At 47.6% G+C, this 16,930-nt stretch carries 15 protein-coding genes; 3 read left to right on the top strand and 12 right to left on the bottom strand.

What is annotated here, in order from left to right:
- Nucleotides 1-3: 3 nt before the first annotated feature.
- From yoaA to AC2T0J_RS15725, 3 genes are all read right to left on the bottom strand, one after another.
- Nucleotides 4-1,941: a DNA repair helicase YoaA gene (gene yoaA / locus AC2T0J_RS15735; protein ID WP_489806720.1), complete on the bottom strand. Its 1,938-nt coding sequence runs from the start codon at nucleotides 1,939-1,941 to the stop codon at nucleotides 4-6.
- Between the two features lie 65 nt (nucleotides 1,942-2,006).
- Nucleotides 2,007-3,323 (bottom strand): alpha-amylase family glycosyl hydrolase, encoded by a 1,317-nt coding sequence (locus tag AC2T0J_RS15730; RefSeq protein ID WP_489806719.1) that lies wholly within the window; start codon nucleotides 3,321-3,323, stop codon nucleotides 2,007-2,009.
- A 134-nt stretch (nucleotides 3,324-3,457) separates the two neighbouring features.
- The gene (locus tag AC2T0J_RS15725; protein WP_489806718.1) at nucleotides 3,458-4,357 is read right to left on the bottom strand and encodes a sulfite exporter TauE/SafE family protein; all 900 of its coding nucleotides are present in this window, start codon (nucleotides 4,355-4,357) and stop codon (nucleotides 3,458-3,460) included.
- Nucleotides 4,358-4,496: 139 nt separating this feature from the next.
- Between AC2T0J_RS15725 and AC2T0J_RS15720 the strand changes: the two genes are divergently transcribed.
- Nucleotides 4,497-4,991, top strand: coding sequence for a DUF2244 domain-containing protein (locus AC2T0J_RS15720; protein WP_489806717.1), 495 nt, complete (start codon nucleotides 4,497-4,499; stop codon nucleotides 4,989-4,991).
- A gap of 103 nt (nucleotides 4,992-5,094) precedes the next feature.
- The gene (locus AC2T0J_RS15715; protein WP_489806716.1) at nucleotides 5,095-5,946 is read left to right on the top strand and encodes a TraB/GumN family protein; all 852 of its coding nucleotides are present in this window, start codon (nucleotides 5,095-5,097) and stop codon (nucleotides 5,944-5,946) included.
- A 9-nt stretch (nucleotides 5,947-5,955) separates the two neighbouring features.
- Here AC2T0J_RS15715 and AC2T0J_RS15710 read toward each other — a convergent pair whose 3' ends face one another.
- The 3 genes from AC2T0J_RS15710 to AC2T0J_RS15700 all read right to left on the bottom strand — a co-directional run bounded on the left by AC2T0J_RS15710 (nucleotide 5,956) and on the right by AC2T0J_RS15700 (nucleotide 7,893).
- Entirely contained in the window at nucleotides 5,956-6,900 is a 945-nt protein-coding gene (locus tag AC2T0J_RS15710; protein WP_489806715.1) for a GGDEF domain-containing protein, read from the bottom strand.
- Complete coding sequence (locus AC2T0J_RS15705; protein ID WP_489806714.1) at nucleotides 6,893-7,420, bottom strand: methanogen output domain 1-containing protein; 528 nt, start codon at nucleotides 7,418-7,420, stop codon at nucleotides 6,893-6,895. Before AC2T0J_RS15705 ends, AC2T0J_RS15710 begins: the two co-directional genes overlap by 8 nt.
- 236 nt (nucleotides 7,421-7,656) lie before the next feature.
- Nucleotides 7,657-7,893, bottom strand: coding sequence for a hypothetical protein (locus AC2T0J_RS15700; RefSeq protein ID WP_489806713.1), 237 nt, complete (start codon nucleotides 7,891-7,893; stop codon nucleotides 7,657-7,659).
- 184 nt (nucleotides 7,894-8,077) lie between these two features.
- On the opposite strand from AC2T0J_RS15700, the gene AC2T0J_RS15695 reads away from it, so the two are divergent.
- Complete coding sequence (locus AC2T0J_RS15695; protein WP_489806712.1) at nucleotides 8,078-8,884, top strand: EAL domain-containing protein; 807 nt, start codon at nucleotides 8,078-8,080, stop codon at nucleotides 8,882-8,884.
- Between the two features lie 166 nt (nucleotides 8,885-9,050).
- Here AC2T0J_RS15695 and AC2T0J_RS15690 read toward each other — a convergent pair whose 3' ends face one another.
- The 6 genes from AC2T0J_RS15690 to AC2T0J_RS15665 form a co-directional block, all read right to left on the bottom strand.
- Nucleotides 9,051-11,447, bottom strand: a complete 2,397-nt coding sequence (locus tag AC2T0J_RS15690; RefSeq protein ID WP_489806711.1) for a CHAT domain-containing protein — start codon at nucleotides 11,445-11,447, stop codon at nucleotides 9,051-9,053.
- A gap of 196 nt (nucleotides 11,448-11,643) precedes the next feature.
- Entirely contained in the window at nucleotides 11,644-13,731 is a 2,088-nt protein-coding gene (gene fusA / locus AC2T0J_RS15685; RefSeq protein ID WP_489806710.1) for an elongation factor G, read from the bottom strand.
- Nucleotides 13,732-13,884: 153 nt separating this feature from the next.
- The gene (gene rlmM, locus AC2T0J_RS15680; RefSeq protein ID WP_489806709.1) at nucleotides 13,885-14,970 is read right to left on the bottom strand and encodes a 23S rRNA (cytidine(2498)-2'-O)-methyltransferase RlmM; all 1,086 of its coding nucleotides are present in this window, start codon (nucleotides 14,968-14,970) and stop codon (nucleotides 13,885-13,887) included.
- On the bottom strand, nucleotides 14,970-15,362 hold the full coding sequence (locus AC2T0J_RS15675; protein ID WP_489806708.1) for a DUF423 domain-containing protein: 393 nt from the start codon (nucleotides 15,360-15,362) through the stop codon (nucleotides 14,970-14,972). Before AC2T0J_RS15675 ends, rlmM begins: the two co-directional genes overlap by 1 nt.
- On the bottom strand, nucleotides 15,359-15,988 hold the full coding sequence (locus AC2T0J_RS15670; protein WP_489806707.1) for an alpha/beta family hydrolase: 630 nt from the start codon (nucleotides 15,986-15,988) through the stop codon (nucleotides 15,359-15,361). Before AC2T0J_RS15670 ends, AC2T0J_RS15675 begins: the two co-directional genes overlap by 4 nt.
- Nucleotides 15,981-16,880, bottom strand: a complete 900-nt coding sequence (locus tag AC2T0J_RS15665) for a transcriptional regulator GcvA (RefSeq protein WP_105935502.1) — start codon at nucleotides 16,878-16,880, stop codon at nucleotides 15,981-15,983. Before AC2T0J_RS15665 ends, AC2T0J_RS15670 begins: the two co-directional genes overlap by 8 nt.
- Nucleotides 16,881-16,930 lie beyond the last annotated feature (50 nt).

Below are 16,930 nucleotides of genomic sequence, written 5' to 3'. Positions count from 1 at the left end.
GGGTTATTCTTCTGTAAGGTGTTCTGTTTGCTCGATATTAGCCAGAAATTTTTCAACTTCACTCACGTCCCGGGTACGCTTCATTGGCGGTAAACTACCAAGGAAGGTCTGGGCATAGGGTTTGGTGACCAGGCGATTATCGCAGATTACCAGCACTCCGGCATCTGCCGGGTCGCGAATCAGCCTGCCCGCGCCCTGCTTCAGGGTAATAACCGCCTGCGGGATCTGAATACTACCAAACGGGTTACCGCCTTTTTTACGGCACTCTTCCAACCGGGCCTGAAGCAGTGGATCATCCGGTGCGGCAAACGGCAGTTTATCGATCATTACGCACACCAGATCATTACCGCGCACGTCCACGCCTTCCCAGAATGCACCAGTGCCAAGCAGTACTGCCGACGGATCAGACAAGTAAGCTCCTAACAAAGCCTGCTTGGACGTACTGCCCTGCACCAGCACCGGATTATCAATCTGTTCCTGTAATGCCGCAGCCACTTCCTGCAACGCAGCATGGCTGGTAAACAGTAAAAAGCAACGCCCGCCGCTGGCTTTAATGAGCTTTTTGGCAATGGTAACCAGTTGCTTGCGCATGGTCGGCATGTGCGGCTCGGGTAAATACCGAGGCACGCATAACATTGCCTGACGTTCATAATCAAACGGACTGTCGAGCATCATGGTTTTGGCTTTTTCCAAGCCCATACGACGCTGAAAGTGAGTAAAATCGCTATCCACCACGAGCGTGGCCGAAGTAAAAACCCAACCGCGATCGTCAGACTCAACAAAACGGCGAAACTTTGCTGCAATCGACAGGGGCGTCATATGCATCACAATGTGGCGCGGCGTGGTTTCGTACCACAAACTCATCCCGTCGTGCTCTTTGGTGGTAAACAGTGCCAGTTTTTCACGGCTCTGAACAATACGATCAAACAGGTTATCAAGGTCTTTGTCGCGCCCGATATGCAGTTTACAAATATCGTATAATACGCCCACAGCATCTTCGAGGCGGCTAACCTGGGTTGCCACTTCCTGGCGTTCCATGGCCTCCAGCCAATGGCCACGCTGAGGTTTATCGGCAAACAGCAAACGTAAATCTGCCGCTTGCATACGCACTTTTTCGCCGGCTTTTTCCAGTTGGTCGGCATCTTTTAACACCGTACGATACAGCAGGGTGATCTCTTTACTGATTTCAGTTAACTGTCGGGTTGAGATGGCCTCACCAAAGTACTCACTGGCGATTTCCGGGATCTGATGCGCTTCGTCAAAGATGATACAGTCAGCTTCGGGAATAAGCTCACCAAAGCCAGTGTCGCGCAATGCCATATCGGCAAAGAATAGATGATGGTTGACCACAACGATATCAGCTTCCATAGCGTTTTTACGCGCCTTAACCAGGTAACAATCTTCATAGTCAGGGCAGTCACGGCCCAGGCAGTTATCCACGGTTGACGTTACCAGGGGGATCACCCGCGCATCTTCAGGCAGGGTTTTCACCTCGCCCATATCACCGGTTTTAGTGGTATTAGCCCAGGCCCGGACTGTTGATAATTCGTTCAGTACATCAGATTCCACCAAAGTGGAATTCCCGCCGTGCTGAGCCAGGCGATGCAGGCAAAGATAGTTAGCCCGGCCTTTTAGCAACGCCGTTTTGCGGTTGCTGGCGAGAGCTTTTTTGATAACCGGCAGATCGCGGTGAAATAATTGCTCCTGAAGGTTTTTGGTTCCCGTGGAAACAATCGCTTTTCCCTTCGACAGCAACACTGGGGCCAGATAGGCAAAAGTTTTTCCGGTGCCGGTGCCGGCTTCAACAATTAAACTGTCGGCATCGTTAATGGCGTTGGCGACGGCTCTAGCCATGTCAGTTTGCGCCTGACGGGGGTTAAACCCCTGAATTGCCTTAGCCAGCAATCCCGAGCCCGAAAATACATCATCTAAACTGGGCATGTTGTTCCTGAGTGAGTGCAAAAGGGCCATTATGCCAAAGTTTTTACAGCTCGTCTGTGGGTCTGTTAGATCAGGGGAAAGTTTGCCGACACAAACACCCGATAAGCCCAGGGTGGCAGACTCAGATTATCGGTTTGGGCTATCCTGGTACATGACGCTTTAAACAGGTCAATGTATTCATCGCGATACAGATTTTCGTAAAAATCTACATCAGCGGTGTTTGCCGACAAATTGAGTACCACAAACACTTTTATATTGCCTTGCATGCGAACAAAACTAAACACCTGCTCAGGCAAAGAATTAGGCACCTGTATCATACGAGCACCATACTCACCATTCCAGAGCGCTGGAACCCTTTGCTTCAGATGAATAAGTTTACGGTACAAATCGCCAATTGGGTGAATCTGCCACTCGATGGGATCGCGTTCAAAAAACGCCAGTCTTTTGCTCTCTCCCGCTTCCTGACCATTATGAATAAGTGGCATGCCTTCCCCCAGCACCGACAATACGATCGCTGCTTCAAGGCATTCACCAAACTGCTCATACTGGGTTCCGTCCCAGGCATTTTTGTCATGGTTGCTGACAAAAGTCATGCGGTAGGCTGACCTGGGCCAGGCTCTTTCGTTCCATGAATAGTATTTTCTGAGCCTGTCTACCGGTGCTCTTTGGTGAGCGATATCATGCAGTGCGTCATTCCAGCTCCAGGCGTAAGTCATATTAAACCCGTCACGATGCAGGTCGCGATCTTCCCATTCAGCGAGCAGAAAGACCGGTTTAATTTTATCCAGCGCTGTACGCAGTTGGCACCAGAAATCATTGGGTACGTAGCCGGCTACATCACACCGATAGCCGTCAATATCAAACGCTTCAACCCAGTAAGTCATGGCCTTTATCATATACTCGCGCAGGCCCGGCTGATCGTAATCAAACTCAATGATATCGCTCCAGTCCCACCAGGGCGAGGGACGAAAATCACCTTTGTAATCCCGCGCATACCAATCGGGATACTCCGTAACCAATCGGTTATCCCAGGCACTGTGATTCGGCACCCAGTCGAGAATCACCTTCAGTCCCAACCCATGGGCTTCACGGATAAGTCGCCGAAGACTATTCTCGTCACCAAACTCAGGATTTATCGCAAGATAGTCTTTTACGGCGTAAGGACTGCCCAACTTACCTTTACGATGTTTCTCGCCAATCGGATGAATAGGCATCAGCCACAGGATCCTAGCTCCCAACCCGGCAATATGAGCCAGTTTTTCGGTGACTCCATCAAACGTTCCGAGCTGACTAAACTGACGAGTATTGACCTGGTAAATAACAGCGTCCTTGCTCCATTCGGGCTGCGGGAGGGAATAAAGATGTGCTGGGGAATAAGCCATTGCGTGAGGATCCGTTCACTATTAAATAGATAAAGTCACCATAGCAGACTTGCAAGCTTAACTTAAAGGGCAGGACCAAAGTCTATACTAATTAGCTAATGGGTAGCGTACAGTACAGGTAACCGTCACACTGTTTACACAATGCTCAACATGCCCAATAACAACACCCAGAGGGCAAAAAACAGTTTCACCTGTCTGGGCGAGAAAAACAGTACGACGTACCGTGCCAGGCGGCCACCAATCACGGCACCAGCGCCAGCAAACAAGACAACATACCAGTTTACAGCGGCGCTAACTAAGGCACCATAACCAACCGCGCCCCAAACCGTAACCGCTGAAATAATCACCGCCGCACCAATCGCCATAGTGACATCAAAGCGTCTCACAATCAGATAAACAGCAATAAGTTCACCAATCCCCACCGACAAATATGCGGTAATAATGCCGCCCAGAAAGCTAATAACGGCGAGCCAATAGTTATCTGCCACCATTAAATGACTCCGCGCCTGAGCGCTGCTTAAGCTTTTCGACGAGGCCATGATCGCCAACGCCAGTAAAATAGAGAAAGCCCCGAAGCCGATGTGTAACTGGGATGACACCGCCGAAAAACTCAGGTGAGGCGCCAGGTAGTCAAACCCATACTGCGCCAGCCATAATCCGGCCAGGCCAAAAGGAATGCTACGACTCAGTACTGCCGGAAGTAACAACCAGTCAGGCTGCTGACTTTGAATATGACGGTAAAACTGCAGCCAACTGATAGCACCGGCGGTCATTCCGCAGCACTGGATGGCAAAACTGGTGGCAATGACCGCCTGCGGAGAGAATGCCAGTTGCTGAAAAAAGGGCACGAACACTACCCCGCCGCCGGCCCCCGTGGCATTGGCAAAGACAGCGCCGACAATACCCAGCAACAAGAACCCACCATACTGAGCCAGGACTACTGGTAACTCAATTCCGCCAACAATAATAACCAGGGATAACCACAACACGGCCAGCAGGCTCAGCCAGGGATGGGCAATGAACGTCTTCTTCACTTTTACAATCAATTGATTTTGACCGGCAGCACTTTGCCAGAATCTCTCGTTGAAGTCGAACAACCTTTTATCAAAACTAACATTTTTACAACATTTACCCGCTATACTAAAATCGACAAAGTTTGGGTAAACAACGCTTATGGTTTCGGTAAAGCATCAGCCACATTTTAGCCTTATCAGTTTGCGGCCTAACCGTTCCGCCGACTGGATCCATAATAAATGGCTGATGGCAGGTATGGCAGGCGTTGTCCTGGTAATCGCTACCATGTGGGCATTTTTCGGCATATGGATAGTATTTCCCTTCGCCGGTATTGAGGTCGGCTTGCTATGCTACCTGCTCTACCGGGTTAGTCATAACACCTACCGAACCCAAACCCTGTCATTTGAAAAAGATTATGTACATATTCAAAGTAACCAGAAATCATCGCAAACCGTCACGCTTAACCGCCATGACACACACCTGGAAATGTCAGAAAGCCCGCGCGACTGGTACTTGCCCGAACTGGCATTGGTCACCCCGGAACACTGTGTTACGGTTGGCGAATTCTTAAATCAAGCCGATCGCCACCAGCTTTATGAGGAAATAAAGAACATTGGTATCCCGGTCTGGCGTCACCACTGGTGGAAACACTAATTATTGATATTACAGGTCCCCCACCGGCTGTTGTAAGCCATTAATCATTGCCGGATAAGCACGTAGCAGGTAGATTAACGGTTTTATTCAGGGACACCCAAGCATGCTGAAGCATCTGTGCTGGCTATTTTTATTCACCTGCGGGTTGGCAAACTCCGCCTCGGTCTGGCAAGTGAGCAAGGCTGGCAACACTCTTTACATTGGCGGGACGCTGCATATTTTAAGTCCTGAAGACTTTCCTCTGCCCAATGCCTATGGCACCGCCTACAATCAGGCCGACAAACTGGTGTTTGAAACCGATATTGCCGGGCTCAACAGTCCGCGTTTTCAGCAGGACTCACAGGCCAGACTAACTTATGGTGACGGAACACAACTAAAGGACGTTTTATCGAAGGAAACCTACCAGGCGCTTAAGTCACACTTACTGGCCCGGCAGATGGACATAGCTGCCATGGCTAATTATACACCGGCTCTGGTTAGCATTACTCTGAGTTTAACCGAATTGCGTTTAATGGGATTAACCAGTCAGGGCGTGGACGAATTTTACTATTTTAAAGCCATGACCGACGGTAAGGAACTCGACTGGTTTGAATCACCTCAGCAACAGTTGGCATTTATTGCCGCACTGGGTGGCAAAGACGAAGATGAGATGATTCGCTACGCGTTGGATGATGTGAAACAGCTCCCCGAGGCACTAGGCGAGCTCAAAAAATACTGGCAAAGCGGCGATATGGAAGGCTTATATAAAAGTCAGGGCAAAAGCTTTCGCAAGGATTTTCCGGATATCTATCAGCAACTACTGGTACAACGAAACGAAAACTGGCTCCCTGGCATCGAGACCATGCTCGATACCCCGAAAACGGAATTTATACTGGTTGGCACCATGCATTTATCGGGTCCGGACAGCGTTTTGGATATGCTAAAAAAACGCGGCTATTCGGTGCAAAAACTCTAATCTTATTGATTAGACAAATTCAATATACACCTGATTACGCCCCTGTTGCTTGGCTTTGTACAAGGCGCTGTCAGCGCGACTAAACAAACTTGCCGGGGTATCATTGTGACTGATAGTAGTAATCCCAAGGCTCACCGTGACGCGTACTTTTCGCCCCAGTTCAACTATTTCCCTGCCCTGCACTAAGGTTCGTAATTCTTCAGCCAAGGTAATCGCATCAACACCGGTTGTATTATGTAAATAAACAGCAAATTCTTCGCCACCCCATCGACAGGACACGTCACTGTCACGCAGTCGCTCACGAATCACATCAGCCACGATTTTAATCACTCTGTCACCCGTGCTATGTCCAAATGTGTCGTTAACATGCTTAAAATAATCGATATCGATGACAACCATAGAGCCTTGCTGTAACTGACGTTTATTGAGATCACACTCCATAGCTAAAAAACTCTCCATAAACCGGCGGTTTTTCAGCTTAGTCAAAGGGTCATGTATGCCATCTTTGTGTAACTGACGAAGTGCGGAAAGAGGACCGGAGAAGGCCTGCTGCAAACGCAGAAACCGGTCTCGCTTACTGTTACACTCATCCACCTGTAATAAGATGGCGACAGGCTTGTATGTAAGCTGCGAACGCAACATGGCAAAATAGCCCAGCAGACTTTTTTCCGACGCCACTTGGGGCAATTTTCGGGCTATATTACAAGGGTGTAAACCTGAGACAGATAAACCATGACGTATCATTTGCGTAAACGAACCAAATACGCCTTTTTCCTCATAAAAGTCAGACAGGTATACGCCTTCAACCAGCTCAGGCAACAACACTCCACAGCGTTTGTTCAACTTCGCAACCCGGCCTGAAATTCCCACCACCAGGGCAGGGTTCTTAATATTGCTCAGGACAGTTTCAATGTTAATGTGCTTATTGAGTAATTCAATCGCATCATCAGACATTGAAAAACTCCTTGTAGGTGGCAGGTAGCTCGTCAGCAACTTCAAGCAGAATCGTAATCTGACATTGGTTGTCACCACGGGCAATAGCTTCGTCAATCGACACAGCTGCATAGTTATGGCTATCGGCGACGATCTTCCCAAACACGCCGGATGTCATATTACACATCGCCGTATTGCCAACAACCTGTTTGCCAAAAGGACAACAACGATTACGCAACACCATTTTGCTGGCCGTCACGGATTCAACATAAAAGTCACCACCAATTCGACGCTTTAAATCCACCAACAGGTTAGCCAGTTGCGTTGGTGAATAACGTCTGTGACCCGACGAGACGCGATAAGCATCCATGAAAAAGTCAGCCAGACGGTTAGCAACCAGACCAATAAATGCTCCACTCTCCTCAGTGCCGATTACCTGTTCCAATACATCATTTAAATCCAGCAGGCATTTTCGGTAAAAGTCCTTTTGTTGAATATCGATATCAAGTTCTGCAAACTCTATGATATTACGCTGACCCATGCGGCTATCCTTTTTGGTAATGTCAATCCAAGCATTAGTTTATCCAACACGATACGATTAACGTCTTTATTTAAAGACTATACTAAAGGTGTAGAACAAAACCTGGCAGAATACCAGCCAGCGTTACAAGCTACCGAACGCAGACAGTACCGCTCTGATTTGTTATGTTGCCAACTAATGGATAATACAAAACTATCGGCCGAGACAAGCCACTGAACTATATCGAAAACTCGACGTTAAAGGCCTGCTTTGCGGTCTTCTTCACGTTTAACCAGTACAAAGGTGAGATACATTTTGGTTGGTAGCGATAAAATCATCCCTATAGCAACCAGACAGGCACTAATAACGATGCCGGTAACGCCCATCTCTTCAATAGTCTGGCTGTACATGTGACAGTAAATACCAGCCAGAATCAGGCTGATGCCAATGCTCATAATAATTTTAAGCAACAAAATTAACTTTTGGTCGGTCATGACTCACCTCCGGTATATATTCTTAACCTAATATACTTTGCAGGTACTGATGTTGATCTGCATCACCGATGCCCCACCCTGAAGGCGCTAAATCGGAAACCGCCAAAACCATCTCGCAATTGTGATTCTTATATAAAACGACTAGCATGATAATGGCGATAAAAAGAGAGTTTTTTACTTATTTATGAACTTTAAAAATGTAACGACTTCAGAGTTACCATTATTTGTTATTGAAGAGAATGCTAAAACACTGTCCTGTGAAGGCTGCCGTAATGGCGAGGAATTAACGTTCGATTTCAGTATGGCATTTCAACCATTAGTAGATCTATCCGCAAAAGAAGTATTCGGTTATGAGGGGTTGGTGCGCGGACTTAATAATGAACCCGCAAATACCATTATTGATAGAGTCACTGCCAATAATATCTATCGCTTCGATCAGGTATGCCGGGTCAAAGCAATTGCTTTAGCAGCTAAAGCAGGGCTTCGCAAAAGATTAAACATTAACTTTTTACCTGGCGCGGTCTACAAACCCGATATCTGTATACGTACCACTTTAGCAGCAGCAGAAAAGTACGGCCTGCCCTGTGAAAACATTACTTTCGAGGTTGTTGAGTCTGAGCACATTCCTGACACCGCACACTTAAGACAAATTATCGAATACTATAAAATGTTAGGCTTTGAAGTAGCACTGGATGATTTTGGTTCTGGCTTCGCAAATTTAAACTGGCTGGCTGAGCTTGAACCAGATAGTTTAAAAGTTGATATGAGCTTGATTCGTAGAATTGGCTCCTCCACACGGAAAAAGCATATCCAGCCCTCCTTGTCTTCGCTGTGCAGAGATTTAAATATCGGAATGCTTGCCGAAGGGGTAGAGACCAAAGCAGAAAGAGATACTCTGGTCGAACTCGGTATCACAAAACAACAAGGCTACTATTTCTCCCCTCCCCGGTTCGAGATGTTCTCTGATGTCAGCCAGGACAAATTCCTTTAGTCTGGCGGAGCTACAGCAGGAGCCACAGAACCACAGGGCAGGCACTCTCATTTCTTCAATAGCGTCTAACCTGGATCAGCTCTGCCAACAGCAACAGTAATCCGGTGTTCAACGGTGACTTCCCTAACCATCCGCAGCGCTTTGCAGCCCTGCTACCACCGAACTATCAGGGCGCTCCGGTAATCTGAAATGCAGACCACAATGCAGGATGAGGATATTTTTCTTTGGTTTTCATAATCGCCTGCCTGAGTGCCTGCGCTTTCGACATGGTTTTTAAGTTGCGATAAAAATCCCCCATTAAGAATGCTGTGGAGTCATCTGACACCGCCCATAAACTCGCAACAATCGACTGAGAGCCCGCAAATAAAAAGCCGCGGGTTAGCCCTACAACATCATCGCCGCTTTTTATTTCGCCCAAACCGGTTTCACATGCTGAAAGCGTAACCAGATCGGCATTTAATCTCAGTCTGTACAATTCTGAGACCGTAAGGTTGCCATCTTCCCCGTCTCCTGACGCCAGCAACATTCTCGATTGTAGTGGCACTGCACTGTTAAACTCACCGTGTGAGGCTAAATGTAAATAGCTAAACGATGGCGCATAGGTTTTAAAGTTTGCTTCCGAAGCGAACTGTCTCAACAAAACTTTAGACTCATCCCAGCCTTGATCAATCATCAACGTTTCATTCTGAGCGCCAGGTAAATCATATTGCGCATTGCCTAAATCCGGATTCCCCAGCGCCAGCAAATCGAATTTATTGTTCACTCGCTTATTAAGGAACCGTATCACCGAGGCGGATGGCAAAAACCGTAGAGTAAATCTATCGATTAAATAGCTGTCGCCCGACGATAACGCAGAAAAAGGAATGTAATGGAGATTGCCATGAGGGACAATGGTGAGGATATCTCCTTTTAACAAGGGCTCTACCGGTTTGATTAACTCGCGGTATATCGTCACTGATGCCTCCTCATAATCGGGCAACCGTGATTCAATACTCTGTCGAAATGCCGTAATCGCGTTTTCTAAGTTAGCTGTATTAAGTTTAACGGCCTCAACACTTGCCTTACTGAGGACAAACGCATAGTAAGTATCATTTGCGCCATAAAATTCTAATAAACGTTCTGTCTCTTTAAGTTCCGCCTGAATATCGTTTATCTTAGTAGGCTTCACTCTGGTTAACGAACTCAGTTCATCTGAGAGCTTGTCTACTTCGGTATTCAGTGACTGAATCTTTATCCCGCGACTATTTGTGCCGCTTACGTCACGAAAACTCACTGCTAAAGACGCCATTTCCAATTCTTTTAACTCATCCAGTAGTTGCTTGGAATGAGCCGCGCCAAAATCTTCGTTTGCCGCCAACATATCGACCAGCGCCCTGGCTTTAGAGCGCTCAACGTACTCAAATGCCAATTCGAATTGCTGCTGCTCAAACAGCAGCTCAATGAGCGCAAAATAAACCGCTTGCTTATCACTAACAAAACCAATTCTGCCCGCTTCTGTGTTAATGTTTTCACGATGGGATTCGATTTCTTCGATGGATTCGGTCAGGCAGCGAAGTGCCGCTGAAGGATTATTCTGTACTTTGTAGATTTTCGCCAGGTCGAACAGTATGGCCCATTTCAAAGAGCCGAAATTCTTCAACTGCGGGCTGTTAATCAAACTCTCATATTGCTCCTGCGCCGTATCAACGCCGCCCATTTCGTAGGTGATTCTTGCCACCATATAACGGCGGGGAAAAGTGATAAATTCACGATCGCCCTGACTTAGGTAGTCTTTATCATTAAACGCAAGTTTAGTGAGAACAACGCTAGGAAGCACTATGTTGCTGAGTAAGCCCACAAACTCCACTTCGCCCGACTTTTTAAGTTCCGTTAGTGCCGGCTCATATTGCTCCAGCGCAAAATACGATTTTGCGAGGTTAAGGTGAGCATTTCTAGGATTCGGATCTTCTATCTGACCACTTAAAAACGAATTAGCCTCGTCTACTTCGTCAACAAGTCTTTCAAGTTGTGACAAGTATAATTTTGCATCCTGTTCTTTATTCAGCAGCTTGGCGGCAATCACAGCACTGGATAATGGCTCATGTAACAAATCCAGCCTGAAGTCCTGGTATCCGTACCAGCTTTTGTCGAAATCTTTGAGCAACGTAACAGCATGCATCGCGGTATTGGCCTGACGCAATGCTTCTTGGGCATCACCAAGGTCAAGGTAGGCTTTTGCAAGTAAAGGGGCGATATACGCTTTGCTTTGTTCAGTGTTGAGCTGATAGGCACCTTGTATGGTGGTAAAGAAGCCCGTTTGGGCAACCTGATTTTCGATAGTACTAATACAGTCAAAAAAAGTGGTGTAGCGTTTTAATTCCAGATAAGCCCGGCAGGCCTCGAGTATTATTTTAGGATGGCGATACTGCTCATTCGCAAAAATGCCTGTATTATTCTCGTAATCAATCACCAGTGACTCATACCTGCCATCGAGTACCTGATTTTCGAAGTTTTGATAATCCTGAACTGACGCACACCCTTGAATTAACAAAAGTAATAACACTAATTTGGCAATGCTTTTCATGAGAATTCTTAATACTGTTTTGTGATGCTTACCCCCCTACTATTTCCTAAACATCACTGAGGTTCAACGGTAATGGCAAAAATATTTTCTATACACCTTGGCCAATTTCTCTGTTTCTCACTCATAAAAAACCCGCCATCAGGCGGGTTTTATTAATTTGCTTTACTCAGCAATTATCAAATTAACTACTACCAGATTATTTGGCCGCTTTACGCGCTTTAGCTTCTTCGATAACTTTGTCAGCAACGTTTTGCGGACAAGATGAGTAGTGGCTGAATTCCATAGAGAACTGACCACGACCTGACGTAATAGTACGCAGGTGACCGATGTAACCGAACATTTCTGACAGAGGAACGTCTGCCTTAATGCGTACACCTGTTGCACCAGCTTCCTGGTCTTTGATCATACCACGACGACGGTTAAGGTCACCGATAACATCACCTACGTTGTCTTCCGGGCTGAACACGTCAACTTTCATGATTGGCTCAAGAAGCTGAGGACCGGCCTTTGGAATAGACTGACGGAATGCACCTTTTGCTGCGATTTCGAACGCGATTGCTGATGAGTCAACGGCGTGGAATCCACCGTCAAACAGTTCAACTTCAACGTCCAGAACCGGATAACCAGCCAGAACACCTTGACCCATCATAGACTTAAAGCCTTTTTCGATGGCAGGGAAGAATTCTTTCGGTACGTTACCACCCACAACGGTAGAGGTGAACGTAAAGCCTGAGTTTTGCTCGCCTGGCTTGATGCGGTAATCAATCTTACCGAACTGACCAGAACCACCAGACTGTTTCTTGTGCGTGTAGCTGTCTTCTACCGGAGTAGTGATAGTTTCACGGTAAGCAACCTGTGGCTGACCAACTTCCAGTTCAACGCCGTAAGTACGCTTCAGGATGTCTACTTTGATGTCTAAGTGCAGCTCACCCATACCTTTCAGGATGGTTTCGCCAGAATCTTCATCGGTTTCAACCTGGAACGATGGATCTTCTGCTACCAGTTTACCGATAGCGATAGACATCTTCTCGTTAGCGCCTTTATCTTTAGGCTTAACAGCAATTGAGATTACCGGCTCAGGGAAGATCATTGGCTCAAGGGTACACTCATTCTTCGGATCACACAGAGTGTGACCAGTCTGAACGTTCTTCATACCTACCACGGCCAGAATGTCACCCGCGTGCGCTGAAGTAAGTTCAGTACGTTCGTCGGCGTGCATTTCAACCATACGGCCGATACGCTCTGTTTTACCAGTTGCTGAGTTAAGGATAGTGTCACCCTTGTTCAGTACACCAGAGTAAATACGGATAAAGGTCAGGGCACCAAAACGGTCATCCATGATCTTAAACGCTAATGCGCGGAATGGCTCGTCTGTAGAAACGGTTGCTACTTCACCAGTAGGCTCACCCGTTTCAGGGTCAGTCAGATCCTGTGGATCAACTTCTGTAGGTGAAGGCAGGAAGTCAATAACCGCATCCAGTACTAACTGAATACCTTTGTTTTTGAACGCCGAACCACAGTAAGTCGGGAAGAAAGACATATCGCGGGTACCTTTACGGATACAACGCTTCAGGTCTTCTAAAGACGGCTCTTCGCCATCCATGTAAGCCATCATCAGGTCGTCGTCCTGCTCAACGGCAGTTTCAACCATTTGCTCACGATATTCGTTGGCTTTCTCAACCATGTCTTCAGGAATGTCTACGATTTCGTAGTTTTCTGGCAGGCCAGAGTCATCCCAGATGTAGGCTTTCATATCGAGCAGGTTAACAACACCTTTAAACTCGTCTTCGATACCGATTGGCAGGGTCATTACTAACGGGTTAGCCGCCAGTACTTTCTTAACCTGACCAACAACACGGTAGAAGTCTGCACCCATACGGTCCAGTTTGTTTACTAAGATAACACGTGCAACTTCTGATTCGTTAGCATAACGCCAGTTGGTTTCAGACTGAGGCTCAACACCGCCTGAACCACAGAATACACCGATACCGCCGTCGAGTACTTTCAGTGAACGATAAACTTCAACGGTGAAGTCAACGTGCCCTGGAGTATCGATGATGTTCATGCGGTGATCTTTCCAGAAACAGGTGGTCGCAGCAGACTGGATAGTAATACCACGCTCAGCTTCCTGTTCCATAAAGTCAGTCGTTGACTCACCGTCGTGCACTTCACCGGTCTTATGGATTTTACCGGTAAGTTTCAAAATACGTTCTGTAGTGGTCGTTTTACCCGCGTCTACGTGGGCGAAAATACCAATGTTTCTGTAATGAGATAAGTCTGCCATTAGTTCACTTTCGTTGGTTCAGAGTAAAAAAAACGGCGCGATTATATAAGATTTCCATACCGGATTTATAGTCCTTTATGAAAAAAGACTAAAACTTATCCAGCGAAAACTCGGCCATTTTCACCTAACTTACTGTTTTAAATAAAATATAAATCAAATTTCGCGGGTCACGGCAACCGTGACTTCATCCCGGTTGTGATAGAGATGACGAATAACCATGGTTGTATTAATATTCGCTGACGCTAATTGTGATCCCACCGCTTCTATTGCGGCGCGTACGGTCTCATAGCGACGTTTCATTGGCAATTTTAAATTAAAAATTGCGTGGGTTGCCCAATTTCGGGTTAACCAGTTCGCCATCAGCGCCGCCACCCTGTCGGGTTTTTCAATCATATCGCAGACCAGCAATTCTACATGGCCCATCTGCGGACGATACTTAAAACCGTCTTCGGCGCGATAGTCTACCAGACCAGTGGCCATCAGGTCATCTGCCATTTTACCATTATCCACCGCTTCGACGTGCATATCACGGCTCACCAGTTGATAAGTCCAGCCGCCGGGGCAGGCCCCAAGGTCAACCGCCCTCGCACCAGGACGGCAAATTGCCTCACGCTGACGGGCGGTGAGCATGGTTAACAACGCCTCTTCCAGCTTAAGGGTAGAACGGCTTGGCGCTTTGGCGGGAAACTTCAAACGGCAAATACCGTTCTCAAAAGGACTGCGCATTTTTGCCTGACTCACACCTACGAAACAGGCTTCGCCAGAGGTAAAAAAGACATGCAGTGCCGGCAGATTAAGTTGTTCCTTGCGGGTTAGGTACTCTTTGGCGCGTAACGCCTGGCGCAAGGGCACTGCAAACTTGCGGCATAATTTAGCCAGGACTTTGCCATCTTCGGTATCCGGGTAGTCCACAAACAAGCTGCCGCAGCGGCTGATATTGCTTTGCGCTAAGGCGTGTAACATCGGTCCGATACGATCGGATTTGTCTTCGATGGCTATACTGGCCAGCACTAAAAACATCTGGCGGGGAAAGATGGTATCACTGACCGCCACTTCACTCATAAATTGCTCGGCGTGTTCCGGCGCATGAAACTGAAAGCGAATAAACCCCTCACCGACTTTAAACACCGGATAACCATAAAGCGCTTTTTGTGTTGCCCGTTCGCTTAGCTCATTACCGGTGTCGACTTCATAACCTGGACGGCAATATGCGATGATACTGTTTTGTGCATCATTCATTACCGGTCATCCTCCCGGCTACCTTTAGCGCCTTTTATCACTCCGGTCACCAATGCTACCCAACCAAGCATCAAGCACAGTCCTCCCAGAGGGGTTACCGGCCCCAGCCATTTTTGCCCGGTTAGCACCAACAGGTAAATACTGCCACTGAACAAAACACTGCCAATAATGAACATCCATGCAGCACGTTTTCGCCATAGCAAGCTTGCCTGAGCGCCCAGGCCACCCAACAACAAAACCGCCAGGGCATGGTACATCTGATAACGCACGGCCACTTCAAAGGTCGTCAACGCACTGGTATCAAGAATGTTTTTCAGGCCATGGGCACCAAACGCACCAAGCATAACGCCCAACAGAGCCAACAGTGTGCCAATTAATAAGTGCATTCTCATACAACAGCCTCAATAAACTGCAGCGTCAGCTTCGCCGCCGTTTCAATATGTTCGTTTTGACTGTAACCACTGGCTTTGCGCGGCTTAAAGCTGTGGTCGCCATCCGCCAGAAAGGCAGTTTGTACTGCGGAGGACAAACCATAGTTCTCAACCTCTTCTTGACGGCCAAAGGTGTCACGTTCGCCCTGTATAATGAGTAACGGTTTGTGTAATTGCGTCAGATGTGCTGTGCGGAGTTTTTCTGGCTTGCCCGGCGGGTGAAAAGGATAGCCAAGGGCCACAGCGCCCAGGGCTTTGGATTGTTCAAGGATCAGCGTAGCCACCCGGCCGCCCATACTTTTGCCCCCAATAAACAATGGCAAAGCCGGCCACTGAGTTTGCACATCTTCTATAACAGCCTTAAAACAGTCTTCCAGCTTAGGCATTTTATCCGGCGGCCGCTTCTTGCCGGTATCTTTAATGATTTCCATATACGGAAAATTAAAGCGCAGCACATTAATATTACGTGCCGCCAGTTGCGCAGCCATGTCGACCATAAACGCCGAATCGGCCCCCGCACCAGCTCCATGAGCTAAAACCAGGTTGGCTATCGGTTTAACCGGCGTATCCACATACCACTCAGACAAACGCTTGTTCCTCTTTAACTAAATTTACTACCCACTCACGAAACGCAGCAATCTTACCCATATCGCCCTGCCCTTCATGATACACCAGATAATAGGCGTCGCGACTTTCCAGTTTCTCCTCAAAAGGCATTATCAATCGACCCGCGTCGAGTTCAGGCTTCGCCAGCACCGAATTGCCAAGGGCAATGCCCTGCCCCAATGCGGCGGCCTGCATAACCATCATGGAATGGCTGAAAACCGGCCCCTGATTAACGTTAACCCCGGCCACCTTGAAATGCTGCAACCACATTTTCCAGATAGCACGACTGGAATCATGCAACAGCACATGGTGCTTCAGATCCGAAAGTGTTTTCAACGGTTTACTCCCCTGAAACAAGCTGGGCGAGCAAAGTGGTGTTAAAAATTCGGTGTGCAGTTTATCAGCCTGAATGCCATTCCAGCGCCCGCGCCCGTAGTAAATTGCAACATCAATATCATCGGTCAGAAAGCCTTCGTCGAAATCGATAGCCTTAAGACGCACATCAATATCCGGAAACAACTGGCTGAACTGACTGATTCTGGGTACTAGCCACTGACTGGCAAAACTCGGCGGTGTAGCAACAGTGATTGCGCCCTTGCTTCCTCTGGCCAGCAGGCGTTCGGTGGCATCCTGGAGGTTTTTAAAAATGTCTTTCAATTCCAAAAAATACGCCTGCCCTTCTTCGGTGAGCAACAGGGTTCGATTACGCCGGATGAACAATTTCAGCGATAAGAAATCTTCTAATGCCTTAATTTGATGGCTCACCGCCGCCTGGGTAACAAACAATTCGTCGGCCGCCCGGGTAAAACTCAGATGACGTGCCGCGGCTTCAAAGGCCTTGAGGGCATTCAGGGGAGGTAAACGACGCTGCATCAGGCACTACAACCAGGATGACTGGACAATAAAAAGAGCATAAGTTTTTC

The sequence above is a fragment of the Alteromonas sp. ISO5 genome (assembly GCF_058105165.1).
The sequence above is the reverse complement of the archived record's forward strand: the minus strand, read 5'-3'. Positions and strand labels throughout refer to the sequence as shown.